This window comes from Kribbella sp. NPDC003505, from assembly GCF_040610875.1.
Taxonomy (GTDB): Bacteria; Actinomycetota; Actinomycetes; order Propionibacteriales; family Kribbellaceae; genus Kribbella.
Map to the genome: position 1 here is coordinate 1 of NZ_JBEXNA010000005.1, position 23704 is coordinate 23704.

22 protein-coding genes, 1 tRNA gene and 4 pseudogenes are annotated in these 23704 nt (G+C 67.1%); 16 read left to right on the forward strand and 11 right to left on the reverse strand.

Translation table 11 applies throughout. From position 1 onward, the window contains the following. Nucleotides 1-130: 130 nt before the first annotated feature. Nucleotides 131-1390 carry an AlkA N-terminal domain-containing protein gene (locus ABZX12_RS17790; RefSeq protein WP_355694317.1) on the reverse strand — a complete coding sequence of 420 codons (1260 nt, stop codon included), beginning with the start codon at nucleotides 1388-1390 and terminating at the stop codon, nucleotides 131-133. A gap of 84 nt (nucleotides 1391-1474) precedes the next feature. On the opposite strand from ABZX12_RS17790, the gene ABZX12_RS17795 reads away from it, so the two are divergent. The 3 genes from ABZX12_RS17795 (at nucleotide 1475) to ABZX12_RS17805 (ending at nucleotide 3604) form a co-directional block, all read left to right on the forward strand. Then, nucleotides 1475-2017 (forward strand): AAA family ATPase, encoded by a 543-nt coding sequence (locus ABZX12_RS17795; RefSeq protein ID WP_355694319.1) that lies wholly within the window; start codon nucleotides 1475-1477, stop codon nucleotides 2015-2017. Between the two features lie 121 nt (nucleotides 2018-2138). After that, nucleotides 2139-2825 carry an RraA family protein gene (locus ABZX12_RS17800; RefSeq protein ID WP_355694321.1) on the forward strand — a complete coding sequence of 229 codons (687 nt, stop codon included), beginning with the start codon at nucleotides 2139-2141 and terminating at the stop codon, nucleotides 2823-2825. Next, nucleotides 2822-3604, forward strand: a complete 783-nt coding sequence (locus tag ABZX12_RS17805; protein ID WP_355694322.1) for an aldo/keto reductase — start codon at nucleotides 2822-2824, stop codon at nucleotides 3602-3604. Before ABZX12_RS17800 ends, ABZX12_RS17805 begins: the two co-directional genes overlap by 4 nt. A 127-nt stretch (nucleotides 3605-3731) precedes the next feature. Here the strand turns inward: ABZX12_RS17805 and ABZX12_RS17810 are convergent, their stop codons facing one another. After that, nucleotides 3732-4616, reverse strand: a complete 885-nt coding sequence (locus tag ABZX12_RS17810) for an LLM class flavin-dependent oxidoreductase (protein WP_355694324.1) — start codon at nucleotides 4614-4616, stop codon at nucleotides 3732-3734. Between the two features lie 92 nt (nucleotides 4617-4708). Between ABZX12_RS17810 and ABZX12_RS17815 the strand changes: the two genes are divergently transcribed. Further along, a complete protein-coding gene (locus tag ABZX12_RS17815; RefSeq protein ID WP_355694325.1) occupies nucleotides 4709-5125 on the forward strand; it encodes a MarR family transcriptional regulator in 417 nt (138 codons plus the stop codon). Next, a complete protein-coding gene (locus ABZX12_RS17820; RefSeq protein WP_355694327.1) occupies nucleotides 5125-5784 on the forward strand; it encodes an alpha/beta hydrolase in 660 nt (219 codons plus the stop codon). Before ABZX12_RS17815 ends, ABZX12_RS17820 begins: the two co-directional genes overlap by 1 nt. Here ABZX12_RS17820 and ABZX12_RS17825 read toward each other — a convergent pair. From ABZX12_RS17825 to ABZX12_RS17835, 3 genes are all read right to left on the reverse strand, one after another. Then, entirely contained in the window at nucleotides 5781-6293 is a 513-nt protein-coding gene (locus tag ABZX12_RS17825; RefSeq protein ID WP_355694329.1) for a YciI family protein, read from the reverse strand. The genes ABZX12_RS17820 and ABZX12_RS17825 overlap by 4 nt on opposite strands. Before the next feature lie 49 nt (nucleotides 6294-6342). Then, a complete protein-coding gene (locus ABZX12_RS17830; RefSeq protein ID WP_355694331.1) occupies nucleotides 6343-7434 on the reverse strand; it encodes a hypothetical protein in 1092 nt (363 codons plus the stop codon). A gap of 158 nt (nucleotides 7435-7592) precedes the next feature. Next, nucleotides 7593-7862: a hypothetical protein gene (locus ABZX12_RS17835; RefSeq protein ID WP_355694333.1), complete on the reverse strand. Its 270-nt coding sequence runs from the start codon at nucleotides 7860-7862 to the stop codon at nucleotides 7593-7595. Nucleotides 7863-9165: 1303 nt separating this feature from the next. On the opposite strand from ABZX12_RS17835, the gene ABZX12_RS17840 reads away from it, so the two are divergent. The 6 genes and pseudogenes from ABZX12_RS17840 to ABZX12_RS17865 all read left to right on the forward strand — a co-directional run. Further along, complete coding sequence (locus tag ABZX12_RS17840; RefSeq protein WP_355694335.1) at nucleotides 9166-9330, forward strand: hypothetical protein; 165 nt, start codon at nucleotides 9166-9168, stop codon at nucleotides 9328-9330. Nucleotides 9331-10531: 1201 nt separating this feature from the next. Next, nucleotides 10532-10891, forward strand: a complete 360-nt coding sequence (locus ABZX12_RS17845; RefSeq protein WP_355694336.1) for a hypothetical protein — start codon at nucleotides 10532-10534, stop codon at nucleotides 10889-10891. Nucleotides 10892-10921: 30 nt separating this feature from the next. Further along, nucleotides 10922-11797: pseudogene (locus ABZX12_RS17850) on the forward strand (IS630 family transposase); the annotation flags it as partial. A gap of 66 nt (nucleotides 11798-11863) precedes the next feature. Then, a pseudogene (locus ABZX12_RS17855) lies at nucleotides 11864-13058 on the forward strand (IS3 family transposase). 41 nt (nucleotides 13059-13099) lie between these two features. Continuing rightward, nucleotides 13100-13360 (forward strand): annotated as a pseudogene (locus tag ABZX12_RS17860) (IS630 family transposase); the annotation flags it as partial. 964 nt (nucleotides 13361-14324) lie between these two features. Next, nucleotides 14325-14486: pseudogene (locus ABZX12_RS17865) on the forward strand (IS5/IS1182 family transposase); the annotation flags it as partial. 222 nt (nucleotides 14487-14708) lie between these two features. On the opposite strand, the gene ABZX12_RS17870 reads toward ABZX12_RS17865, so the two are convergent. Both ABZX12_RS17870 and ABZX12_RS17875 read right to left on the reverse strand, forming a co-directional pair. Then, entirely contained in the window at nucleotides 14709-15239 is a 531-nt protein-coding gene (locus ABZX12_RS17870) for a hypothetical protein (protein WP_355694338.1), read from the reverse strand. A 915-nt stretch (nucleotides 15240-16154) separates the two neighbouring features. Next, nucleotides 16155-16237: transfer RNA gene (locus tag ABZX12_RS17875), tRNA-Tyr, on the reverse strand. Nucleotides 16238-16319: 82 nt separating this feature from the next. On the opposite strand from ABZX12_RS17875, the gene ABZX12_RS17880 reads away from it, so the two are divergent. Continuing rightward, nucleotides 16320-16811, forward strand: a complete 492-nt coding sequence (locus tag ABZX12_RS17880) for a YajQ family cyclic di-GMP-binding protein (RefSeq protein ID WP_355694340.1) — start codon at nucleotides 16320-16322, stop codon at nucleotides 16809-16811. Nucleotides 16812-16868: 57 nt separating this feature from the next. After that, nucleotides 16869-17798, forward strand: coding sequence for a phosphotransferase (locus ABZX12_RS17885; RefSeq protein WP_355694342.1), 930 nt, complete (start codon nucleotides 16869-16871; stop codon nucleotides 17796-17798). 118 nt (nucleotides 17799-17916) lie between these two features. Here the strand turns inward: ABZX12_RS17885 and ABZX12_RS17890 are convergent, their stop codons facing one another. After that, entirely contained in the window at nucleotides 17917-19011 is a 1095-nt protein-coding gene (locus tag ABZX12_RS17890; protein WP_355694344.1) for a vanadium-dependent haloperoxidase, read from the reverse strand. A gap of 138 nt (nucleotides 19012-19149) precedes the next feature. Between ABZX12_RS17890 and ABZX12_RS17895 the strand changes: the two genes are divergently transcribed. Next, nucleotides 19150-19890, forward strand: a complete 741-nt coding sequence (locus ABZX12_RS17895; RefSeq protein ID WP_355694346.1) for a LuxR C-terminal-related transcriptional regulator — start codon at nucleotides 19150-19152, stop codon at nucleotides 19888-19890. Here the strand turns inward: ABZX12_RS17895 and ABZX12_RS17900 are convergent. Next, nucleotides 19887-20621: a hypothetical protein gene (locus ABZX12_RS17900; RefSeq protein ID WP_355694348.1), complete on the reverse strand. Its 735-nt coding sequence runs from the start codon at nucleotides 20619-20621 to the stop codon at nucleotides 19887-19889. The two genes, ABZX12_RS17895 and ABZX12_RS17900, sit on opposite strands and share 4 nt — an antisense overlap. 10 nt (nucleotides 20622-20631) lie before the next feature. Then, a complete protein-coding gene (locus ABZX12_RS17905) occupies nucleotides 20632-21414 on the reverse strand; it encodes a helix-turn-helix transcriptional regulator (protein WP_355694350.1) in 783 nt (260 codons plus the stop codon). Between the two features lie 102 nt (nucleotides 21415-21516). On the opposite strand from ABZX12_RS17905, the gene ABZX12_RS17910 reads away from it, so the two are divergent. After that, entirely contained in the window at nucleotides 21517-22392 is an 876-nt protein-coding gene (locus ABZX12_RS17910) for a phytanoyl-CoA dioxygenase family protein (RefSeq protein ID WP_355694352.1), read from the forward strand. Next, entirely contained in the window at nucleotides 22389-22685 is a 297-nt protein-coding gene (locus tag ABZX12_RS17915) for a hypothetical protein (RefSeq protein WP_355694354.1), read from the forward strand. Before ABZX12_RS17910 ends, ABZX12_RS17915 begins: the two co-directional genes overlap by 4 nt. Here the strand turns inward: ABZX12_RS17915 and ABZX12_RS17920 are convergent. Next, nucleotides 22682-23695 carry a lactonase family protein gene (locus tag ABZX12_RS17920; RefSeq protein WP_355694356.1) on the reverse strand — a complete coding sequence of 338 codons (1014 nt, stop codon included), beginning with the start codon at nucleotides 23693-23695 and terminating at the stop codon, nucleotides 22682-22684. The genes ABZX12_RS17915 and ABZX12_RS17920 overlap by 4 nt on opposite strands. Between the last annotated feature and the right edge of the window lie 9 nt (nucleotides 23696-23704).

Below are 23704 nucleotides of genomic sequence, written 5' to 3' on the forward strand. Positions count from 1 at the left end.
GGTGCTCGGTGCGGTAGCTCGGCGTGCGGGAGCGAAGGTCTCGATGCGGCGCATCGTGGCCTTTGCTCACGTGCGGCGAGATGCCGTGCCGAGCACCTCCTCGCGACGGCGCTGGATTATCAGACATGCCCTAGGCGACCAGTTGGTAGACGGCGGCGAGCGAGCGCCAGGGGCGGAGGTGCTCGACCTCGCCGCCGAGCGGCCAGGCATCCCGGGACCCGAGGCGCAGCGCGATCTCCTGCGCCGCCCGGCTGCTGGTGACGGTCTCCAGCGCCGGAACCAGCCTCTCCGAGTCCTCCAGCCTGATGTTGCCATTGACAACTTCTCGGGCGAGCGGCCCGACCAGCTCGGCCGCGGCCAGCGCCTCCGGCCCGGGGAACGCGTGCGTCAGGCCATGGCCGAGCCCGGGCACCGGCACGCCGTACACCTCGACGAGCTTGCGCAGCGCGTCACTCGCCTCGTCCGGAGCGAGCCCGTCCCGGACGACGGCCTGGACGGCGACCTCGAACGGGCCCCACGCCCCAGGCACGCGAACGCCGGGCCGCGCCGTCACCAGCGGCCCGAGCTCCGGATCCGCGGACAGCTGCGCACGCGCACGGACCGGTTCGCCGTCGAGCCCGACCAGGCGCGCGGCCCGGTCGACGACATGGATGACGCCCTCCCAGAAGGGCAGGTGCGCAGACAGGATCAGGTGGTCGTCGCCGCCCGCACCGATCTCCAGCAGGCCGGGCTCGCCGTCGAGCGAGATCGTCCGCCGGTACACACCGTCCACGACCGACTCGACGCCCGGGACCGCCCGCGCACCGAGGTACGAACTCATGGCCTCCCAGTCGTACGGCGGGGTGAACGGCAGCCGCAGCACCAGCCCGCCGTCGGCCGCGAGGCGATCGCCGCGACGGCGCCGGTCGCGCAGCTCCCGGGGCGTGGCCCGGAAGATCTCCCGCATCGCCCGGTTGAACTGCCGCAGGCTGCCGAACCCGGCCGCGAACGCGACCTCGGCGATGCCGAGGTCGGTGTCGTCCAGCAGGCGGCGCGCGAAATGCGCCCGGCGGGAGCGGGCGAACTGGTCCGGCGTGACCCCCAGGTGCTCGTGGAACATCCGCCGGAGGTGTCGCGCCGACACTCCCAGCCGCGCCCCCAACGCCTCCTCGCCGGCCTCGTCGAGCAGGCCGGCGATGATCAGCTGCACCGCGCGGCAGACCAGCTCGGGGGTCTCGTCCGCGACCGTCCCGGCCACCCGGTACGGCCGGCAGCGCAGGCAGGCGCGATACCCGGCCGCCTCCGCGGCGGCGGGCAGCTCGAACGTGCTCACGTTTTCCGCGAGCGGCTTGGCTCCGCAGCCCGGCCGGCAGTAGATGCCGGTCGTCCGCACCGCCGAGTACGTGGTCACGGAAACCACGCTAGAGGCGGCCTCCGACAGTTCCTGACACGCGGTTTGCACCGAGCGTCCGCGGTGCCGGATAAGGTACGGCGGGTGCAGCCGAAACCGATGCTCGTCGTGGTCAGTGGTCCTCCCGGGACCGGCAAGACGACGCTGGCGCACCGGATCGCGACGGCGATCGGCTGCCCGGCGATCTGCCGCGACGAGATCAAGGAAGGCATGGCGCACGCCACCCCCGGATTCGTGCCGGGCCCCGGCGACCCGCTGACGATGCGCACGCTGTCGACGTTCTTCGACGTGATCGGCCTGCTGGTCGGCCGCGGTACGACGGTGGTCGCGGAGGCGGCGTTCCAGGACCGGTTGTGGACGCCTGGTCTGAGCCCGCTGCTCGGCCGCGCCGACCTCCGGATCCTGCACTGCACGGTCCCGGCGGAGGTCGCGCTGGAGCGGATCACCGCCCGGACCACCAACGACCCGCGCCGGGCCGCGCACGAGGACAAGCAGATCAGTCCGGACGCACGGCTGCGGACCCACAACGCCTTCCAGGCCGTCGATCTCCCGGTCCCCTCGCTGACCGTGGACACCAGCACCGAGCCGCCGCTGGACGGGATTCTCGCCTTCCTGCGTCGGGAGTGAGGTACCTAACGACAGGATGTGTCCCCACCGGGCGCCGTTCAGGAGCAAACTGCGAGCAGGGAGGACAGAGCGGCCGGCGGAGACCTCCTGTCGCTAGGGCACAACCTGGAGGGTGATGGGCATGCTGGAGCGGTTTGCCGGGTTGACGACGGCGCATGTGGCGGACGCCTGCGTGCGGGCCAAGGTTCCGGTCCGGACGGTCTCGGTGACGGCGGTTTCCGGCGCCGGCCGGGTCGCGGGCCGGGTGTTGCCGGCGCAGCACGTCGGAAGTGTCGACGTTTTCCTGGAGGCGTTCGAGTCCGCCCACGCGGGCGACGTACTGGTGGTCGACAACGGCGGCCGTCGGGACGAGGCCTGTGTCGGCGACCTCGCCGCGCTGGAGGCCGCCGCGGCCGGCGTCGTGGGGATCGTGATCTGGGGACTGCACCGGGACACCGTCGAGCTCGCCGCGATCGGGCTGCCGGTGTTCAGCCTCGGCGCGTTGCCGACCGGTCCGCTGCGGCTCGACCCGCAGCCGGCCGATGCCTTGTCCAGGGCAACGATCGGCGAGTGGACGGTGACCCGGGACGACGTCGTCCTGGCGGACGAGGACGGCGCGATCTTCGTCCCGGCAGACCGGCTGGAGGAGCTGTTCGGGCTGGCGGAGTCGATCCGGGACACCGAGCGCCGGCAGGCGGACGCGATCCGGGCCGGGCGGTCGTTGCGCGAGCAGGTGAGCTTCGCACAGTACCTCGAGCGCCGGGCCGCCGACCCGTCCCTGACCTTCCGGCAGCACCTGCGCGCGGTCCGGGGAGCGATCGAGGAGTGACCACGTGGCGGTTGGGTGACGTCACCGTCGGGCGGCTCGGCTTCGGCGCGATGCGGCTCACGGACCCGGACCAGGCGATCGCCGTACTGCGCCGCGCGGTCGAGCTCGGCGTCAACCACCTCGACACGGCCGCGTTCTACGGGTCCGCGAACGAGCTGATCCGTGCGGCGCTGACGCCGTACCCGGCCGGGCTCGTCATCGCGACCAAGGTCGGTCCGGGCACCGATCCGGAGCGTGGGTTCTACAACGCGACGACAGCCGCGGAGCTGCGCGCGCAGGTGGAGACCAATCTGCGGCAGCTCGGCGTCGACCGTCTGGACGTCGTGAACCTGCGGATCACCGGCGACGGCTCGCTCGCCGAACGGTTCGAGTGGCTCGCGGCGCTGCGGGACGAGGGACTGATCCGGCAGCTCGGCGTCTCGAACGTGCGGCTCGAGCACGTCCGGGAGGCGCTCGCGATCGCGCCCGTCGTGTGCGTTCAGAACAGTTACGCCGTCGACCGTCGGGGCTCCGAGGACGAGGTGATCAGCTTCTGTGCAGAGCGCGGCATCGCCTACGTGCCCTTCGGTTCCATCACCGACGCTTCCACCTCAGCCGCCGTCGACGCGGTCGCCGCGACGCACCACGCCACACCTCAACAGATCCGCCTCGCCTGGACGCTGCACCGCTCCCCCAACATCCTCGCCATTCCTGGCACCGGGAGCGTCCGGCACCTCGAGGAGAACGTCGCTGCGGGCAAGCTGGAGCTGTCCGCTGCCGAGCTCGCATCCCTCAGCTGATCCCTCGCATCGCTCGGCTGGGCTCGGCCGACCTCGCGCCCTTGGCTGGGTCGAGGCCGACCTCGCGCCCTCGGCTCGGCTCGGGTGACCTCGCGCCCTCGGCTGGGCTCGGCCGGCTTCGCGCCGGTCAGTTGATCGCGGCGCGGACGGCGGGGACGACCTCCTGCGACCAGCGGGAGAGCTGGGTCTCGAACGGGTCGGTGCCGCGCGGAAACAGCGTGAAACCGGCCGCGCCGTGGTTGAGGACCGCGTCGCTGAGCTCCTCGACCCACTGCTCCGGCGAGCCGCCCAGCCAGCGCCCATCCTCGTCGCGGGTACGACGCAGCGGGGTCGCGGTGATCGCGCCGGGGAAGTTGTAGACGGTCGCCACGTCCGACGGTTTCCGGCCGACCGACAGGGCCGCCTCGTCGATGATCGGGCGGGACCAGTGGTACCGGTCGCTGAGCCAGTCGGCGGCGTGGCCGGGGATCCAGCCGTCGGCGTTCCGGCCGGTCGCGGCCAGCGATTTCGGGCCGTTCGAGCCGGTCCAGATCAGCGGCGCGGGTACGGCGGCCGGGCGGAGCGTGCCGATCGGGTAGTGCTTGGTCGGCGCCGGCGTACCGCCGTCGGACAGCGAGTGGACGAGTTGCATGGCCTCCTCGAACGCCTCGACCGCCTGGGCCGGGCGCAACTCCGGGACGCCCATCGTCGTGATCCGGTCCCATGCTCCGCCGGCGCCGAGTCCGAGGACGAAGCGGCCGCCGGACAGCGCCGACAGCGAGGTCGCCGTCCGGGCGAGGACCGGCGCCGGCCGTAGCGGCAGGTTGGTCACGTTCACGAACGCGGACAACCGCTCGGTGCGTCCGAGGACGAATGCGATCGCGGCGCACCCGTCGAGCATGTCCGCGACGTACGGGTGGTCCGCGAGGCTGACGTGGTCGAGACCGTCCCGGTCCGCCTGCTGCGCGAGCCGGACGATCGCGCCGGCCTCCCGCACCGCGTCCGGCGAGCCGTATCCGAACCGCACGTTCATGTCGCACTCCTCAAGTAGTTCGCTGTTCTAACTAGTTGTAGCACGAATCATTCGAACCGCAAACTATTAGGTCAGCGGACTATCATGGGGGCATGGAGACGACGACGGCCCGGGACACCGACCTCGCGAGTGCGCTGGTGCAGACCATGCACCGGCTGCAGGACGTGCACGCCGAGACCAGTCGCCCGCTCGGCCTCACCCCGCAGCAGGCGCACCTCCTGTGCGTGCTGATTGCCGGCCCGCTGGGCATGACCGAGCTCAGCCGCATCCTGAGCATCGAACGCTCCAGCCTGACGAGCATGGTCGACCGCCTGGAGCGCCGCACCCTGGTGACCCGCATCCCCAGCCCCACCGACCGCCGCGCCTGTCAGATCGAACTGACCCCCGAGGGCCTGTCCCTGGCCCACGACGCCCACAACGCCGTCGTCGACCGCATCAACACCTTGACGGCAAACCTCCCCGCCTCAACCCGCCAAACCCTGGCGACCGCCCTGCAATCCATCATCTGATGACCTACCGGTACGTCGAGCGCTCGGGCGCGCGCATCGCGTACCGGGTGAGCGGCGCCGGGCCGGCCCTCGTGCTGATGAAGAACAGTCGCCGCCCGCTGGACTATCCGGTCGTCACCCCGCTCGCACAGCGGTTCCGGGTGCTGCAGATTCATCCGGTCGGCTTCGGCTCCAGTGACCGGCCGGACGACTACGACTTCGGCTCCGTCGGCGACCAGGTCCTCGCGGTTCTCGATCACGAAGGGATCGGCCGGTTCGGGATCTGGGGATTCTCGCAGCCGGCCTGCATGGCGGCACTCGTTGCCAGGTCGACGGACCGGGCCGTCGCGCTCGTCATGGGCGGAGTCACACCGATCGGGTTTCCGACCGACGGCGAGATGCGGCGGATGGAACGGGAGCCTCGGTTGCCGCGTGCTGCACTGGAGTTCTGGCGGGCGTACCGTTCGTTCGATTGGCATCACGAGCTCAGGCTGTACGGCGGCGCCAAGGTTGCCTACCTGGGCACGGCAGACCCGGCGATCCGTCGTCTCCGGCGGCTGCAGCCGGTGCTGGAAGGTATCGGGTTCGAGTACCTGGAGTTCGAGGGGCTGAACCACAGCACGTGCGGGCTGGGCGACGCGTCGGCTGACGGTCGTCGCGTCGCGTCTGACAGGACCTAGCGGCGGCCGCCGAACTCCCACGGGTGTACTTCGGCGGCGTCGGCTTGGATCAGTGCGGCGGCTGCTTCGGCGGACGGGGCTTCCAGGAGTGCGGCGCGACCGATGTGGGTGTCGCCGTCGAGCAGGTCGCCGTACATGATCAGGTGGTCCGAGGTGAACGGTCGCGAGGCGTCCTTGGTGAGTGCCAGGTAGCGGCGTTCGCCGGTGCCGGTGAAGTCCCACATCGTGCGGCCCGGGTAGCGGTTGCGGAAACGGTGGATTTCCACGGTCTCGAAGGCGCCGGCGCGGTAGTACGGCTCGTCGTACGCGAAGGACCGGACCGCCTCGTCGTCGGGCAGGTCGACGATGTGCAGACTGCCGGTGGCCCGTTCGCCGTCCTCGGTCAGCGTCGGGCCGCGGGCGATCAGCCCGTCGGCGTACCTGTCCATGAAGGACCAGTGCTCTTCGTTCAGAGCGACCTTGATCTCGAAACCATCCACCGCGTCCCGGCCGTAGACGAAGTACTCCATAGGCAGACCCTACGGAAGTACCGGCCGGGACACGGTGGCGAGCAGGCGGTCAGCCGTTCGTGGCGAGGTGGAAGCGGAGGATGGTGTCGTAGTCGATGACCTCCACGCCGGCTGCCGGGGCGACCGGCTCCTGGGAGGAGACGATCACGACCTGGCGCGGATCGGCGACGTCGACGTCGTACTTCGACTTCACCTGCGCGCGGTTCTCGGCGTCCTTCAGGTAGTCGGCGTACTGCGCGAGCTCGGCCGCGCTGTCCTGCACCGGCGTACGGAAAACGCGGCGCCGCTTTTTTCCGTTCACGGTGTCGACGACCGGGAGCTCGAGCCGTCCGACGACGTGGCTGCCGTCGGCGCGCTCGAGGATGAAGTCCGGGTGCAGGTCGCCGAGCGCCGGCCGGCGGACCAGCTTCGTCGCGTCGAACGCCGACAGCAGGATGCTCTCGTGCTTGTCCAGGAAATCGTCCACGCCGCTGTCCTGCAGGCCGTGCGCGAGGTAGGTGCTCTCGAACGCGTCGGCCTTCAGCGCGGCCGGGTCGATCGGCAGGCTGATCGTGCCGACCGGGTCGAGGTGCGGGCGGGAGTTGACATAGTTCCGCAGGAAATCGAGGTACTTGTCGGCCGGCTCCGACCGGTGGATCGCCAGCGCGAAGAACACCCAGTGCGCCCGCAGCGAGTCACCGGACGTCTGCACGAGCAGGGCGCGGTCGAACGTCGAGTAGTTTCCGGGCGCGAACCGCAGCAACTCGTCGGCCGGGCCGACGAGCTCTTCGCCGAGCATGTTTCCGGCTTTCGGAAACTGCTCGACCAGCGTTTTCCGGCCGGCCTCGGTCGCGATCGTCGCGTCCTTGAACCAGTTCTGCCCCTGCAGGTTCGCGACCACCGTGCGGCCGCCGCCGAGCCCGAAGTACTCCTCGATGCTGCCCACCTTCTGCCGCCGGACCTCGAGGCTGCGGTACTCGCGACTGAGCCCGACGAGCTCGAGGATGTTCCAGTCCGGCGTCTCGGTCAGCACCATCATCCGCGGGAACAGCATCGGCCCCGGCAACTCGCTGCGGTGACTCACCGGCAGATGCCCGGCCACTCCCTTGAGGTGCTCCCCCCAGAACTGACCGTTCACCTTCACGAACTCGGTGGGTTTCATCGTTCTCCTCGCTCAGACACTCCGTCGCAACCTTCAACTCCCGCCCGAGCCGACCCTATTCCCTGCGGTCCGAGGCCGTTACTCGCCCATGGGGGGATGTCCTGGAATCCGACCTGGGAGGTGTGATTCAGCCCGTTGAAGACCACCGGCGCCCTGCCCTACGACACCATCGCGGTGGCCGTGCCGTCGAACTTGCTGATGCCGTCCAGGTAGCCGGCCTGGGTGTCGTGGTCGACGGCGACGATGACCGTCGGTCGATTGACGCCGCACTTGTCGACGGCCAGTGACTCGAACGCCGTCCACCCGGACTTCCGGACCAGCTTCACCACCGGCTTCGCACCGGCCGTGATCGGGATGTGGATGGTGTAGAGCGCGCCGGCCGTCGTCGTCATCAGCAGGGTGTCGTAGGTCCGCTCCTCGCTGATCATCGTTATCGCCTTGAAGCCCCGGAAACCGGCGAACGAGCCCGCCGACCGGTAGCCGGTGCGGTTCGGGGCGTAGCGGTACAGGTTGCCGTTGGTGTTCAGGCCGTACAGGTACGCGGGCCGGGACCCCTTGAGGGGATAGTTCGAGGTGGCGATGGACTTGAAGCTCCCCCACCCGGTTCCAACCCGAACCGCCTTTGACTGCCACGGACTCGGCCCCGAGAAGACGGTCGTCTGCCGGTACAGATTCGAGCCCAGCAGGGAACTGGCCGAACGCGTAGTACTGCCTGCCCGCGGCGTTCCACACCGAGTACCACCTGTCCATGTAGCGGCTGGCGAAGAACCTCGAGTACACGTACGGCGGCGTCACCGGCGTCACCGGCGTCGGCGGCTTGTGCGTGGTGATGTCGGCCGTGTCCACGACGTTCGCCCTGGTCGGCCAGACGACCGAGTTGGAGCACAGTTGCGCCGCGGCCGCGGGCGCCGCAGAAGCCGTGCTGATGGTGCTGGCAGCCACCAGTCCGAACGCAGCCAGAGCAAGCGCACAGCGCCGAAGCTTTCATCGAGCAGTTCTCCCCAGAACACCTGACCCGGACGCCTGACCCTTGACGGCAACCCGTGAGTAACACCCGAACCCGGCCCCAACCGCCGAGCGAAGCGAAGGCGCCGGGGGTGCGGGTGGCGGAGCCCCCGCCGGCGGCAAGCGAAGCGCAGCCGCACAACACGACGAAGGCGAGGCGGTCAGCGCAGGAACTGCGCGACACACCTCGCCCATCGCCTTCGTGGCGGGTGCAGGGTTCGAACCTGCGTAGGCATACGCCGACAGATTCACAGACCGGCGCGTTGGACCGACTTACCAGCGGGAACGGGTCCCACTGGACCGCCCCGGACACGCCCTCGACACGGACCTGAGAAGCAGGAACTGTCTGCTGGGCGGGTTACCGGCGATGTTACAGATGCCGTCGCGCGGTCAGATGCCTAGGGTCACGCATCGTGATGTCTTTTACGTGTATCGGCGCTGCGGCATGCGGGCGCTGCCGTGAAGTGTCGGCGGCTCTTACCGGCCCGATCCACGGCGTTTGGTGGCTCGTAACGTTTTCTGGGCCCGCGACGACCGGCCTTCATGCCCGCCTGTCGGCTCGGGTCTAGACCTCTGTGCGGGCGTCAAGTTCCCGCGTTGGTTCGTTTCGGCGGGCCCGAGGGAAGGCAGCACCCATGCAGCCTGGCCTGGCAGGGTCGTACATCACGGCATGGCACGCGCACACCAGGCCAAATCAGTAAATGTCAAAATGTGAGGAGAGTTCTCATGGCGAATGAAGAGAAAAAGACTCCAGAACAAGCGGCCGCGGCCGAGGCCGCGGAACTGGAAGCCTTTGACAAGAGATCCCAGCATGCAGTGGCAGGAATGAGGTATCTTGATCGTGAGCGCCAACGCAAAGCAAACCCCCTCACCAGAAGAGGGAGGGAATGAGCTGAGACTTCTGTGCTCGAGGGAAGGCAGCACCAATGCAGAATAGCCCGGCAGGGTCGTACATCACGGCATGACACGCAAACACCAGGCCAAATCAGTAAATGTCAAATGTGAGGAGAGTTCTCATGGCGAATGAAAAGACAAAGACTCCAGAACAAGCGGCCGCGGCCGAGGCCTCGGACGCGGCCAAGGCCGCGGCCGAGGCAAAGCAACGGCTGGATGACAAGAGGGCAGCGCAAGGTGCAGATTCGATCAGGAAAGCTGCTCGCGACAGAATGGACGGTATTACTAGGTAAACTGATTGAGCCGAAATCTATGAGACTTCGGTCTGATCGGCAAACACCCCGGATCTGGCCTCGGTTTTGGTGTCATCCGTGACCGTTCGCCAGTTCGCGGAGGCAGCGAATCCGGATGCTCTGGTCGATATGAACGCGTCGAGCCACTCCCGAACGGATTTTCAAGGAATTGGCAAGCGCGTTGGAGGCAACCCTCACGAGTCGAAACTCGTATCCTCCGCCACTTCCTCAGAGTCGTGGAAACGTTGTGGACGATGAATACCAAACGGGCCGGGCGCTGTGGCATTCGGCCCATCGGCCGTTACAGGACATGCGGACCGCCAAACAGGCCCGAGACGCCCAGGTTGACTCCGTGAGCCTCACCACCGCTGTCGTAGCCGCCGAATTCAGGAAGGGATACCATGTCAACAGAACATGAAGCGATGGATAGTTCAAAGAAGCCAGTCACGCCAAAGCGGACAGGCACGCCAACAGAGAAGCCAACGAAGTCAACGGGCCTGTCGGAGACGGCGAGCCTGCCGGTCGGCCCGGGCCGGAAGCCGTCGGTTCAGACGAGCCCACCGGCCAGGCCAACTGCCTACCAGCGGAGGACAGCACCGAGGGCGACGGGGCGCGGAGGCAGGAGCTGAGCCCGGTGCGCACGTGGCATCTGACCGGGCACAACCCCGTGCGCGACCGATGCCAGAGCGAAAGGGTATGACCGGGATGAAACAACCCCGAACCGGGTGCAACGTAGTCCCGACCTTATCCACGGCTGTCACGCGCCGACTATGATGCGGCATTGGGGGACTCCAACTCCAGCTCGCAGACCACCGCGAGGACCGACCGCTCAAGCACCGTTCCGCGAGGAGTACGCGTATAGTGCCCGCCTGCCCTGAGCTGGTGGCGTTGCTGAGGCGCCCCACTTGAAGGAGTTCGGCACCGGGCCGGGCGGGCGACTGTTCGTGACACAGACTGGCCCGTTCGGACGGGTGCCTTTGAAGGCGTACTGCAACCCAGTTCATCCGAACACGTCGACGCGGTTCTGGGACAAGGCTCGCAAGAAGGCCCTGAGCGCTGCCCAGTACGCGTCACCGCTGGCACGGCGGCCGTACGACCTCCGGCACGCATGTGTGAGCCTCTGGTTCAACTCTGGTGTACCGGCGACGCAGGTGGCCGAGTGGGCTGGGCACAGCGTCAACGTGCTGCTCAAGGTCTCCGCCTCATGCATCGACGGGCAGGACGAGGCGGCTAAACGACGGATCGAGCTAGTGTCCTGCTTCTGAAATTCGCAACATAAGTCCAGGGTGGGTTGTATGCCTAGGACTGGGCGGCCGAAGGCCGAGTTGGTGCTGAGTGTTGATGAGCGTGCGCAGTTGGAGCGTTGGGCGCGGAGGGCGAAGTCGTCGCAGGTGCTGGCGTTGCGGTCGCGGATCATTCTTGCCTGTGCGGTGCCGGGGGCGGTGAGTAAGGAAGTGGCGGCGGCGTTGGGGTGTGGTGAGTCGACGGTGGGTAAGTGGCGGCGCCGGTTTCTGGCGGAGCGTCTTGATGGTCTGGTTGATGAGGATCGGCCTGGTAGGCCGTCGTCGGTGAGTCTGGATCAGGTTGAGGATGTGATCGTGGCGACGCTGGAATCGAGGCCGGCTGACGCCACGCATTGGTCGCAGTCGTCGATGGCGAGGCGGACTGGTTTGTCGCGTTCGACGATCGGGCGGATCTGGCGCGATTTCGGTCTCCAGCCGCACCGGGTGGACGGGTTCAAGGTGTCGACCGATCCGTTGTTCGTGGAGCGGGTCGTCGATGTCGTCGGGCTGTATCACAATCCGCCGGAACGGGCGGTGGTGTTGTGTGTGGACGAGAAGTCGCAGATCCAGGCGCTGGATCGGTCGCAGCCGGTGCTGCCGATGATGCCGGGCATGCCGCAGCGCCGCACGCACGACTACCGGCGTAACGGGATCACGTCACTGTTCGCGGCCTTCAACGTTGCCGACGGCACCGTGATCACCGAGCTGCACCGCCAGCACCGCGCGAGTGAGTTCAAGAAGTTCCTGGCCACGATCGACAAGACCGTCCCCGAAGACCTGGACATCTACATCGTGGCCGACAACTACGGCACCCACAAAACCCCGGCGATCAAGGCCTGGCTGGCCAAACACCCCCGCTTCCACATGCACTTCACCCCGACCGGGTCATTGAGGTGCCCCGAAGCTCCCGGACAGCGACCCGACTAAGATTGGGTTGTCTGGAAAGGAAAGACTTTGCCGCGTCCGAAGAGGGAATTCTCGCCTGAGTTCCGGGCTGAGGCCGTGAGGTTGGTTATTGAGACCTCGCGTCCGATCGCTCAGGTGGCTAAGGAGCTGGGGATTAACCCGGGAACTCTTGGCAACTGGGTTAACGCGTATCGTCGGGAGCATGCCGGCGAGGAGCCGGTGCTCGGTGTGTCGGAACGAGCGGAGCTGGCGGAGTTGCGGCGTCGCACTCGTGAGCTCGAGCAGGAGAACTTGTTCCTGAAAAAAGCCGCGGCGTACTTTGCCAAGGATCATCGGTGAGCGACAAGTTCGAGTTCATCGACGCGGAGCACGCAGCCAACACCATGAACGCCGAAGCCGCGTTGTCCATCGTCAAGATGTGCGCACTCCTGGAAGTGTCCCGGTCCGGATTCTACGAGTGGAAACACCGGCCAGCGTCAGCCACCGCGCAACGACGCGAAGAACTCAAGCTGCTCATCACCAAGTCGTTCGAGGACTCCGACGCCACCTACGGCTACCGCCGGGTTCATGCCGACCTGGCCGACTGGGCGTACAGTGCGGGCCCGAGCTCGTCCGCAACCTGATGCGTGAGCTGGGCCTGGAGCCATGCCAGCCCAAGCCCTGGCGGACCTGCCTGACCGACAACGACGGCCGGACACTCGACATCCCCGACCTCGTCGGCCGCGATTTCACCGCCGACGCTCCCGGGCAGAAAATGGTCGGTGATATCACGTATATCGAGACCTGGGAAGGCTGGGTCTATTTAGCGACCGTCATCGACTGCCACACCAAAGCCGTGGTCGGCTGGGCGATGGATGACAATTACAAGACCCCGCTCATCGAGGCCGCCATCGGCATGGCTGCCCGCAACCACAAGCTTGCCGAAGGCGCGATCTTTCACTCCGACCGCGGCAGCAATTATACATCCACCCAGTTCGCCGAGACCTTGGAGAAATACAACATCCGGCAATCGGTCGGGCGAACCGGGATCTGCTACGACAATGCTATGGCGGAATCGTTCTTCGCCGCACTGAAGAACGAACGCGTCCACCGCACACAGTACCCTACCCGCGCACACGCCTACCATGACGTTGCCCGCTATATCGAACTCCGCTACAATTCACGACGTCGCCATTCAGGACTCGGCTACCGGACCCCACGACAGGCCCACGACGAATACCTGGAACGGCGGTTCGCAGCATAAATCACCCATTGAAGACCTGTCCGGAAAACGCGGGGCGCATCACATCGTGGCTCAACCAGGTCGAACGCTGGTTCGCCTACCTCACCGACCACAAGATCCGCCGCGGAGCCCACAAGAGCGTCCAGGCACTGGAAGCCGACATCCGCGCCTGGGTGAAGTCCTGGAACGACGACCCGAAACCGTTCATCTGGACCAAGACCGCCGAGGAAATCCTGGACTCCCTCAGCCGCTACCTCCAACGCGTCACCGGGCAAACAACCCAAGATCGACTTATGCCACGAACTTCAGAAGCAGGACACTAGCGTTCAAGGACGAGCCTCGAAAGGACGCTGCCTGACTTGGACACGTATTAGACACGGGTACCCGTGGATCGCCGTGGTCATCCGGACACAGCCAGACATCGACGACGGATGCAAATGTCCCCTGATCCGCGTTTCCGCATCAGGGGCCATTTTCACGCTTGCGACAAGCTGGTGGCGGGCGCAGCGTTCGAACCTGTGTAGGCATATGTCGACAGATTTACAGAGGGTGACGTGAAGCGCGCTGACCTGCGTCGATGCGAGCCGGACGCCAAACGTCCGCATTGGTGCCGCACAGACCATGCCGAGCTCGTGCAGGCTTGCACGATTTCGAGGTCCCCTCGAAGCATTCGCTGGGTTATGCGTGGGCAGCCATTACCTCTATAGGTTCGTCATCTGCCCGCACAGCGCCACCCTCGTCTCGAGAATCCAGCCGCTTGCGCCAGGGCCTCTGGGCGCGGTTTGGGTATGAGGACGCTCGCTCACATCCGGGCAGCGGTCGCGCTAACCCAACGAGAACGGGCCTGACGGCGACTCAGCCCGAGCTTCATTCTTCTCGCTCACCTCGACTGGCTTGACGGTGCCAAGCGGCAACTCGATTCTCGGTTGGCACCGCGTGCGACGCGGTTTGCGGGCAGCCGCCCTGATGCGCCGCGCCGTCGATGATCCGAGAGGAATCAACAAGACTGCGGTCCCGAGGAGGACGTACGTCAGCCAGATTCCTCGGTCGCCTTGGCTCGCCAGCGCCTTCAACGGCCCTAGGAGTGGCTGCGCGAATCCCGAGCTGGGCAGGCGATTGATCACGTCGAAAGCTTGAGCAATCGCAGGCAAACCAAAGAGGACCCCGAGAACTACTGCCAGGCCGGCCATGAGATTGGCCCGACGAACTGCATACAGCGCGCGGTCATTGGCGGATCGTTCCTGCAACTGAAGGGCGACAAGCTTGCCACCGGCAACCGGGCGCCGCGACGCCATGATCAACGCACTGCGCGCACCAGCCGAACGCGCGAACGCTTTGCTCAAAAGCACGTTGCGGGCATTCCGCGTGATCACCCTGGACCCCTGGAGAATCGGCGCGATCACCGCCGCCGCGCTCGTCCCACTCCACCTTCACAAACCAAGTAGGTGAGAAAACCTCAGTATCGATAATAGTCCCGGAGACGACGATCGGGCCCCAAACCCGTACTGGGCTTGGGGGCCGATCGTCGTGCTCTGCGGACACGCTTAGTGACCTTCGCAGATCTGACTTTGCACTTGGCCCAGCGGTGCCCCCTCTTTATCGGAGACCTCCCAGTCTACCGATCAGCGACACGCCACGGAGACTGCGAAACACCGCAAAGGCCGGAAGGGGTCACTGGAACCAGTTGAAGTTGTTCTTCGGCCCGACGTAGTTATACGTGGTGATCTTGCTCCAAGAAAACCCGTACTTGTTGAAAACTGCGGAGCTCGTGATCCAGTCAAATCCGGAAGGGTAACCGGCGTTGGCGTTGTCCCAGATATAGACCGCGTTGATCCCGGACTCCTTGACGAGCTGAGCACCGTACATCGACGTCCCAAAAACGCAGGAATCTAGGGAGTCGTTGGCAACCGTTTGGATGCCGGCGTAGCTGTCCCAGAGCTTGAAATATACGTCGCTGGGGATGTAGCGGAGATAACCCCAGGGGTCCACGAGGTACACGGACGAGTACGACGCTTCCTTAACGCGCTGCCCGGAGACCACCGGGCAGGAGGAGGTGAGATTGGCGGCGGTCCTGGGGGACGGAGGTTTCGTGACGGCCGCGGTGGTAGGCGGCGCGGCCACCGCCGAACTGGTGGCAAGGGCTCCCAATCCCAGTGTGGCCATCACCGCGGCCATTACAACGGCCGCCAGTCTCTTCTTCATGACGAGTGTGCGCACTCTACTCCTTTGCGGAATCGACTTCACGTCGGCTGATATACGGGTACGAAGAGGCCACAAGAGATGCACCGAGCGGCACATGACGTCGCCCTCCACGCCTCGGCAGTCTCCGCCGCAGAACGCGGCGCTCGCATCCGCAAGATCGCTAGCGGCGCGATGAGGCCCCGGTGGCCAACCACATACACCGCCTGCCCGCCACACATCAAGGGCGCGCCCCCGGCGCCGCTCCGCAACCGAGCAAGCCCCACGCAGGACACGCCCCTGTTCACCACAACGTCGCCTCAGGCAACGGCATCACACGGCCAACCAACGCCTGGTGAGAAGACCTCAGTGGCATGCCATCGAGAATGTTGGTGTCGATTACCACCATTAGACTGTTGGGATCGACGCCATCAAGCTTTGCTCTCGCCTGCACAGTTTCGCATGCGATCCAGTCCCATCGTCATTCATCAGCTGCCTCGCTATTTCTCATGCATTTCTGAAAGAGCGTGCGACTCAAACGCGCTGCAACCTTACAGGTCCGCACATGCCCGAATCCACGGTCGAGGCAGTCCTGGTGAAGCTCGGCGTTCGTACTCCAGCACTCGAGAACCGAGCGGAGGGGAGTACCCGACCGCGTCGGTGACTGCCCACCCTGGTGCCGGCGAGCCCGGCTGCCGAGTGGGCCGGACACAGCTGCCGCGTGCTGCTGACGGTCTGAGCCAAAGTGCCTCCACCGGACGAGCTGGCGAGGTGGCGGATCCAAGCGGCGCTCAACGAGAGCATGTCGCCGCGAGTCACCGAGGATCAAACTTCCGCACGGACAGCCATAGATCCCCCGGTGTCAACCGGACACAACCGGACACAGCAAGAGAGCCCCTGGTCTGCGTTTCCGCAGGTCAGGGGCTTTTTTCTTGCGTGTGGCGGGTGCAGGGTTCGAACCTGCGTAGGCATACGCCGACAGATTTACAGTCTGCTCCCTTTGGCCGCTCGGGCAACCCGCCAGGGTGCTGCCGGTTCGTGAACCGGCGTGGGAGACGATACAACAGGTAGTGGCCCTGACAGCAAATCGGAAAGGAAGTGCCCATGGCTTCGGAGTCCTCCTTCGACATCGTGAACAAGGTGGACCGTCAGGAGGTGGACAACGCCGTGAACCAGGCGGCGAAGGAGATCAGCCAGCGGTTCGACTTCAAAAACGTCGACGCCGGGATCAAGTGGTCCGGTGAGGCGATCGACATGCAGGCGAACACCGAGGAGCGGGTGAGCGCCGTCCTGGACGTGTTCAAGGACAAGCTGGTGAAGCGGCAGATCTCGCTCAAGGGGCTGCAGGCCGACGAGCCGAAGCTGTCCGGGAAGATCTACAAGATCAACGCGACGATCGACGCCGGCATCACCCAGGAGAACGCGAAGAAGCTCTCGAAGCTGATCCGCGACGAGGGCCCGAAGGGCGTCAAGGCGCAGATCCAGGGCGACGAGCTGCGGGTGTCCAGCAAGAGCCGCGACGACCTGCAGGCGGTCCAGTCCCTGATCAAGTCCCAGGACTACGACTTCGCCGTCCAGTTCGTGAACTACCGCTGACGCGCCCTGCCCGGTAATCGGTTCGCTGCGGACCTGTTTGCCGGGCATGCTGGCGTCGTGGGTGAGACGTTGTTGCGGAAGTGGTTGCTGGCGGACTTCGGGCTCGACGTGGTGGAGCTCACACCGGTGGCGGACGGCGCGGATATCGCCGCGCAGGTGTGGCGGGCGAGTACGGCGACCAACGTGTACGCCGTGAAGTGGAGCGGCGCCGGGACGAACACGGGGCATCAGGTCGCGGCGTTCCTGGCCGATTCCGGGCTTCCCGGCGTACCGGAGATGATCCGGACCGTCGAGGGCGGGCTGTGGAGCGTGCACGCGAAGAAGCGGTTGACGATCACGCCGTGGATCGACGGGCCGCGGGCGGCGCGGACGGGGCTGACGGACGAGCAGTGGTCCGAGTACGGCGCGTTGCTGCGGCGCGTGCACGACGCCGAGCCACCCCAGCGGCTGCGGGACGCGCTGCCGAAGCACAGCCATATCGACGCGCGGACGCCGGCGCTCGCGGTGGAGGTGCGGACGCGGCTGGAGACGCCCGAGGGTGAGGTCGAGGAGGAGCTGGCGGCGGTGTGGAAGCAGTACGACCACATCATCGAGGACCTGCTCACCAACCGGCCTCCCGCGCCGACCGGCCCGCGGGTCGTCTGCCACGGCGACCCGCATCTCGGCAACGTCCTGATCCGGGACGGGCTGCACCTGATCGACTGGGACGACGTCATCTTCGCGCCCCGCGAACAGGACCTGATGTTCATGCTCGGCGGCATGGGCGACGTCGGCCCCACCACGACAGACCAGCTGGACGCCTTCCTGGCCGGCTACGGGCCCCATACCGTCGACCAGGAAGCCGTCCACTACTACCGGCACGTCAGAGCCTTCGAAGACGTCGTCGGCTGGTCCCACCAGGCCATCACCGGCCCGGAGGAGCCCTACGCGCTCCAGGTGACCAAAGGCATCCTCACGACTGGCTTGGCCGCCCTGGCCGGCCAGTAGCGACCCACGCCGCCACCTGGCTGCCCAGCACCTCGCCGTCGAGCATGGAGTGGCGGAAGTGCAGACCGGACACGATCCGGGCCTCACGGACGTCGCTGCGTACTGCGGCCAGGTCTGCTTACGAGCGGGTGGTATTGGTGATCAGACTGGTCATCGTCAGAGGGACCCTGCCCGTGTGGAAGAAGCCCTGCAACGCACCGGTCACGCCCGCGGTGAAGCATGCGTGGCCGGACGGGTACTCCGGGTGGTTGACGTTCAGCAGGGCCTGCCACGTCGGATCGGCCTGAGTACGACGGTTTCCGTCGGTATCGGCGCGCTGGATGGCGTGGACCGGCCGCCACGACAGGTAGTGGAACTTAGCGTCCCAGCAGGCGATGACCGCGTCGCCGGCCGAGACGTGAGCCAGCGCGAGCATCTGCGCGGCACTACCCAGCGAGAGGTGGCGGTCAAAGGCCAACTGCAGCAGCGCCCGGCTCCACTGCTGAGCCGTCTGCTCGGACCAGAACATCGCCGTTTCCGTCTGGACCGCCGTACGCGTCAGGCTGTCCTTGCGACCCACTGAAGCCACCTCGGCGACGTCACGCGCGTAACGCTTGCTGGCCAGCGGATACGGTCCGGCCGGGCGGAACTGCGCACGAGAGCGCAGCGCCAGCGGCCTGACCTGCGTGAGCACGATGTCGACGGGCGGTGTCGCGGCCGTCGGCTCCCACACGCCTGGGCCTGGTGGGGCCTGGATGTAGGGCACTGTGTTGCTCAGACCGTCGCCCGCGCGCCACGCGAGTACGCCCGCCGCCACAGCTCGGCCCAGCTGGATCCCTCGGGTCTTGTCGTCCCCGTCCGGCACACCGGCCAGGTAGTCGGCGTACGTCGCTTCCAGCCCGGGCGACGGTACGCGGGCCCGCAGTACGTCGTACGCCGCGGTGGCCACCGCAGCCGCGGCGGACGCTTTCCGCTCCGGTCGTACGGCGACCTGGAACGGCCGGCCGTACCCGAGCCCGGCCACGGTGTCCGCGATCGCCACGTGCACGATTCCGAGCAGTACCTCGGAACTGGCCGGTGGACGGCCCGTGACGATCACTTGCGTGGCGTACCCGCTCCAGTCGAGCACCGGCGCCGCGTCCACCCGACCCGCGCTCGCAGGTGCGACGACGGAACCTGCCAACGCCAACGTGCCGGTGATGAGCAATACGGCTGGGCGAAACAGCGCTCTCATGATGTTCCCCTCCGAACAGCGGAACAGCACGGCGCTGCCCCACGCTGCAAGCTCACCGCGGCCGATCGCCGACAGCCATACGACGTTCGCCGTATTGCAATCGGCCGGATCGGCCTAGCCTGAGGAGGGGGGATGGTCATGACTGTCACCGAACGCGATCTGCGTCAGATCCTCGACGTCGTCGACTCCGGCCGTCGGGCGGATCCTGGAGAGCTGTTCCCGCGCGAACTGCTGGCCGCGCTCGCCGAACTGGTCCCGGCCGAGGAGATCAGCTTCCAGGTGAGCCGTCCGCTGGACCGCGCGGTCGTCGCGCTGGAGGAGTTCGGCATCGTGCCCGACCCGCTCCCGGACGGCTGGGAGGAGCTGTTCTGGCGGTCCTACTGGGAAGGTGAGACGTGCTGCCGGCCGCAGCTCACCGGCGACTACCGGTCCGTCTGGAAGGTGTCCGACTATCTGTCCGGCCGGCAACTGGCGAACTCGATCGTCGGTGAGTGGTTCCGCGCCATCGGCGCCCGCCACGAGATCGCCGTACCGCTGCCGGTGCGCGGCGCAGAGGACCGCCGGATCCTGCTGTTCCGAACCGCCGGCCGCGACTTCACCGAGCGCGAGCGGCTGCTGCTGACGATGCTCCGCCCGCACTTCATCGAGGTGCTCCGCGCGCACGAACGTCGCCGAGCCCGTGTACCCGACCTGACCACGCGCCAGCTGCAGCTGCTGCAACTGGTCGCCGACGGGCACAGCAACACCCAGATCGCGCATCGCCTCTTCGTCGCCGAGGGCACCGTGCGCAAGCACCTGGAGAACATCTACGAACGGCTCGGAGTCACCAGCCGCACCGCCGCGGTCGCGACCGCGTTCCCCCGCACGCACTCGGCCTAGGCGTGCCGGAGCCAGATGTTCGGTTCGACGTAGCTGCCTGTGCCGGCGTCGCGGTCGATCTCGAGCGTGGTGAGGCCGTCGGGAATGGTGTAGGTGCCGGAGGACGGAAACTGCATTCCGGTCCACTTCTCCCAGTCGGCCACCGAGCCGGTCATCGTCTGTGAGGCCGGTGCCGGCGCCAGGTGGGTGGCGCCCAGGCGGACGTGGGTGCGCAGCCAGGGGTCCAGCGGCAGGCCGTCCTCGCGGGTCCAGGTCATGAAGGTCTCGATCGGGGTCAGCGGGTAGCGCGACTTCAGCGTCGGGCGGACCGGCGCGATCACCTGCCCGAGGCCGGAGGCGACGGCGCGGTCGCGAACGGCGGTGATGACCCGGCCGGCGTGGCCCTGCCCCTGCTCGTCGGAACGCACGGCGGCCGCCATCAGCACGAACGTGTTCGGTACGACGTTTTCCTCGTACTCCGTGACCGACCGCGCGAGCGAGTCCGTGAACCCTCCGGGCAGGTCCTCGACGGTGCCGTCCCAGGCGAGCGGCACGCCCCAGCAGCCCGCGATCAGCCGCCGGGTCTCGTCGACGAGATAAAACTCCCAGTCGCGGAAATACTCGACCCGCCGCTCGCGGAACGGCTTCACGCCCTCGTCGTGGAAGATGAACTCCGGCCACTCCTCCGCGAACCGCTGCCCCGCTTCTTCGTCCAGCTCGGGCGCCTCGGCCACCGGGATCAGTTCGTACATGCCCCGGACACTAACCACCCACCCGTTCACCGGCCACCGCTTTCCCCCGGACGGCGCGCGGTGAGGTGCCGAGTTCGCGGTGGCAGGTCTTGTTGAAGGCCTGCAGGTCGGGGATGCCCACCGACGCGGCGATCGCGGGGATGGACAGGGTGGAGGAGACGAGCAGGTGGCGGGCGCGGGTCATGCGCCGTTGGCGGATGTACGCGATCACCGTGGCGCCGGTCTCGGACCGGAACAGGCGGGTCAGGTGGTTGTGGGAGACACCGGCCACCCGGGCCAGGCCGGGGACGGTGAGCGGCTGGGCGAGGTTGGCCTCGATGTGCGCGATCGCGGTGGCGACGGCCGGATGCCGGGTCTCGGCGGTGGCGGGCGTGAGCTCCGCGATCCGCCACAGCGCGCTCCAGACGTCCGCGGTGGTGCGGGACGAGCCGGACGGAGAGGACTCGATCGCAGAGCGCAGCAGCCCGGACAGCAGCGGCGCGGCCTCGCCGGCGTCCTGGACGACGGGGACCGACGACGGGACGCCCGCGACGACCGGCCGGAAATGCGCGTAAAGATGCTCGGAACGCCCGTGGTAGTCGAACTGCACCTGCGTGCCCGCGGGGGTCAGCGAGACGTAGCCGGGCGCGACGGAAAACGTCGTACCGAGCAGCGTCAGCTCGGCCGAGTAGTTGTAGAGGTGCAGCTGCCACAGGTCCGGGAGGCGGAAGACGTCCCGCCGTCCGCGCACGCCGTGGATCCCCGCGCCGACGTTCAGCACCTCCGGGGGTTGCATGAGGTGCAACGCGATCATGGTGAGAATTTACCAGCAGTGGTGAACACAACCCACGCGAGAACTCGCTTTCCGTACCTAGCCTGGAGGAGTAGCAACCACCACTCCACCATGGGAGTTTTCATGCCCCATCCGCATCGCAAGCACCTGCTCACCTCGGTACAGATGGCGCATTTCGTGGCCACCGGCGCGCTCCGGATGGACGCCGTCGTGCCGGACGACATGAACCAGCAGGCGATCGAGGTCCTGAAGGCCGGCATCCCGGGGGTCCCGTACGGCACCCCGCTGTCGGAGGCGTTCGTGGACAGCGACTTCGTCCAGCGCTTGGTGCAGTTGCCCGAGGTGGCCGGCGCGATCCACAGCCTGGTCGGCCCGGAGCCGACCGTCGACCACCACGCGGTCCACATCCGCAAGGCCCACGAGGGCGAGGCGCAGAACCTGCACGGTGACGCGATCATCGACGTCCGCACCGACGCCTTCGACGTCCAGCTGATGTACTACCCGCAGGACGTGACGCTGGAGATGGGCGGCACGCTCAGCGTCCCCGGCAGCCACCTGCGCCGGACCAACGAGTCCGACACCGGCCGCTACCAGAACCTGCTCGGCCAGACCCGCCTGGTCTGCCCGGCGGGCACCGTCCAGTTCCTGCACCACGGTATCTGGCACGGCGGCCGCAAGAACGACAGCGACATCGACCGCTACATGTTCAAGATCCGGTTCAACCCGACCGTCCGTCAGGTGCGGCTGTGGAACACCGACGACCTGTACGACGACCAGGTCGCGGCCGAGCTGGAGCAGAACTTCCCCTGGTACGAGAACGCCACCGGCCGGCTGGAGCGGTACAACCGCATCATGCTGTGGCGCGCGATCAGCGGCGACGACACCTACGACCCGAACTACTGGGTCACCCGCGTCTCGAACCGCCCGCAGCGCGTGGTGGCCGACCGCGCGAACAACCCGCATGCAGCAAAGCACGCAGCGAAGAAGGAGATGGTATGACCGCGACCGCAGAGACGCCGCAGCAGACGGGCCTTCGCCAGCAGGTGCTGGTCCTCTACCTGGCCTCCTCGGCGCTGGACGCGCGCGTGGTCGGCTGGTCGGTGTACGACGGCACGGGCCAGACGCACCCGACGACGGGTGACAGCGACGTACCGCCGTACGAGACCGGGCTCGACGCGCTCAAGGACGGCTGGCGCCTGTTCCAGGCGGCCCAGCTGAACCCGCCGTACCCGGGGCACGAGTACGACGTGTCCTTCCTCAAGCACGAGTTCTTCTTCGAGAAGCTCGTCTAGACAGGCAGGACGCACACCGGCTTCGGCCACGCGGCCGGCTCGCCCGCCTGGGTGAGCCGGCCGTCGGCGATCGTGAAGGTCGCGATCTGACCGGACCGCTCGTTCGCGGCGTACAGCGTGTTCCGGTCGTTTCCGAAGGCCAGGTGCCGCGGCCAGTCCCCGCCGGACCCGATCGTCTGCACCAGCTCCACGCTCAGCCCGTCGGCCGCGATCGCGAGGACAGCGATCGTGTTGTCGCCGCGGTTCGACCCGTACAGGAAACGGCCGTCGGCGGAGATCAGCAGCTCGGCCGGGAAGTTCTCGCCGGGCGAGTCGGCCGGCCGGGTGGAGACCGTCTGCACGATCGTCAGCTTCCCGTCGGCGTAGCTGCAGACGGTCAGCGTCGAGTCGAGCTCGTTGATCACGTACGCCGCGGCCGCCGTCGGGTGGAACACCAGGTGTCGGGGCCCCGCGCCCGGGTGGATCCGCAGCCGGTCGACCTCCTGGAGCGCGCCGTCCTCGCCGAGAGTCGAGGAGTAGACCGTGTCGGACCCGAGGTCGACGTCGAACACGTACGCACCGGCCGGGTCGAACGCGATCTGGTGCGCGTGCGGTCCCTCCTGGCGCTCCGCGTTCGGCCCGGTCCCGGACCGCTGCACGAAGTACGCCCGCTCGCCGAGCGAACCGTCCGCGCGCAGCGGGTGCACGGCGACGGAGCCCGAGGTGTAGTTCGCCGAGAGCAGGAACCGGCCGGACGGGTCGATGTCCAGGTGGCACGGGTGCATGCCGCCGGTGGACTGCTGGTTGAGCAGCTCGAGCGCTCCGTCCGCCCCGATCGCGAACGCCGAGACCTTGCCGTCCGGCTCCTCGTTGGTGGCGTAGAGGAACCGCCCGTCCGCGGACCTGACCAGGAACGACGGGTCGGCGATCGTCGCCACCGTCACGATGCCGTCCAACGGCCCGAACGCGATTCCCTCCCCGCCGCCGGTCTGACTCGTGTAGCTCCCGACATAGATCCGCTCAGAGGTCATGGCTCATAC

Excerpts from the sequence above, each read along its gene's own strand:
- ABZX12_RS17810 (WP_355694324.1), bottom strand. The coding sequence starts at position 4,616 with ATGAACGTGCGGTTCGGATACGGCTCGCCGGACGCGGTGCGGGAGGCC.
- ABZX12_RS17825 (WP_355694329.1), bottom strand. The coding sequence starts at position 6,293 with ATGGAGTACTTCGTCTACGGCCGGGACGCGGTGGATGGTTTCGAGATC.
- ABZX12_RS17815 (WP_355694325.1), top strand. The coding sequence starts at position 4,709 with ATGGAGACGACGACGGCCCGGGACACCGACCTCGCGAGTGCGCTGGTG.
- ABZX12_RS17880 (WP_355694340.1), top strand. The coding sequence starts at position 16,320 with ATGGCTTCGGAGTCCTCCTTCGACATCGTGAACAAGGTGGACCGTCAG.
- ABZX12_RS17900 (WP_355694348.1), bottom strand. The coding sequence starts at position 20,621 with ATGTACGAACTGATCCCGGTGGCCGAGGCGCCCGAGCTGGACGAAGAA.
- ABZX12_RS17840 (WP_355694335.1), top strand. The coding sequence starts at position 9,166 with ATGGCGAATGAAGAGAAAAAGACTCCAGAACAAGCGGCCGCGGCCGAG.
- ABZX12_RS17905 (WP_355694350.1), bottom strand. The coding sequence starts at position 21,414 with ATGATCGCGTTGCACCTCATGCAACCCCCGGAGGTGCTGAACGTCGGC.
- ABZX12_RS17895 (WP_355694346.1), top strand. The coding sequence starts at position 19,150 with ATGACTGTCACCGAACGCGATCTGCGTCAGATCCTCGACGTCGTCGAC.
- ABZX12_RS17830 (WP_355694331.1), bottom strand. The coding sequence starts at position 7,434 with ATGAAACCCACCGAGTTCGTGAAGGTGAACGGTCAGTTCTGGGGGGAG.
- ABZX12_RS17890 (WP_355694344.1), bottom strand. The coding sequence starts at position 19,011 with ATGAGAGCGCTGTTTCGCCCAGCCGTATTGCTCATCACCGGCACGTTG.
- ABZX12_RS17870 (WP_355694338.1), bottom strand. The coding sequence starts at position 15,239 with ATGAAGAAGAGACTGGCGGCCGTTGTAATGGCCGCGGTGATGGCCACA.
- ABZX12_RS17835 (WP_355694333.1), bottom strand. The coding sequence starts at position 7,862 with ATGATCAGCGAGGAGCGGACCTACGACACCCTGCTGATGACGACGACG.
- ABZX12_RS17920 (WP_355694356.1), bottom strand. The coding sequence starts at position 23,695 with ATGACCTCTGAGCGGATCTATGTCGGGAGCTACACGAGTCAGACCGGC.
- ABZX12_RS17910 (WP_355694352.1), top strand. The coding sequence starts at position 21,517 with ATGCCCCATCCGCATCGCAAGCACCTGCTCACCTCGGTACAGATGGCG.
- ABZX12_RS17820 (WP_355694327.1), top strand. The coding sequence starts at position 5,125 with ATGACCTACCGGTACGTCGAGCGCTCGGGCGCGCGCATCGCGTACCGG.
- ABZX12_RS17800 (WP_355694321.1), top strand. The coding sequence starts at position 2,139 with ATGCTGGAGCGGTTTGCCGGGTTGACGACGGCGCATGTGGCGGACGCC.
- ABZX12_RS17915 (WP_355694354.1), top strand. The coding sequence starts at position 22,389 with ATGACCGCGACCGCAGAGACGCCGCAGCAGACGGGCCTTCGCCAGCAG.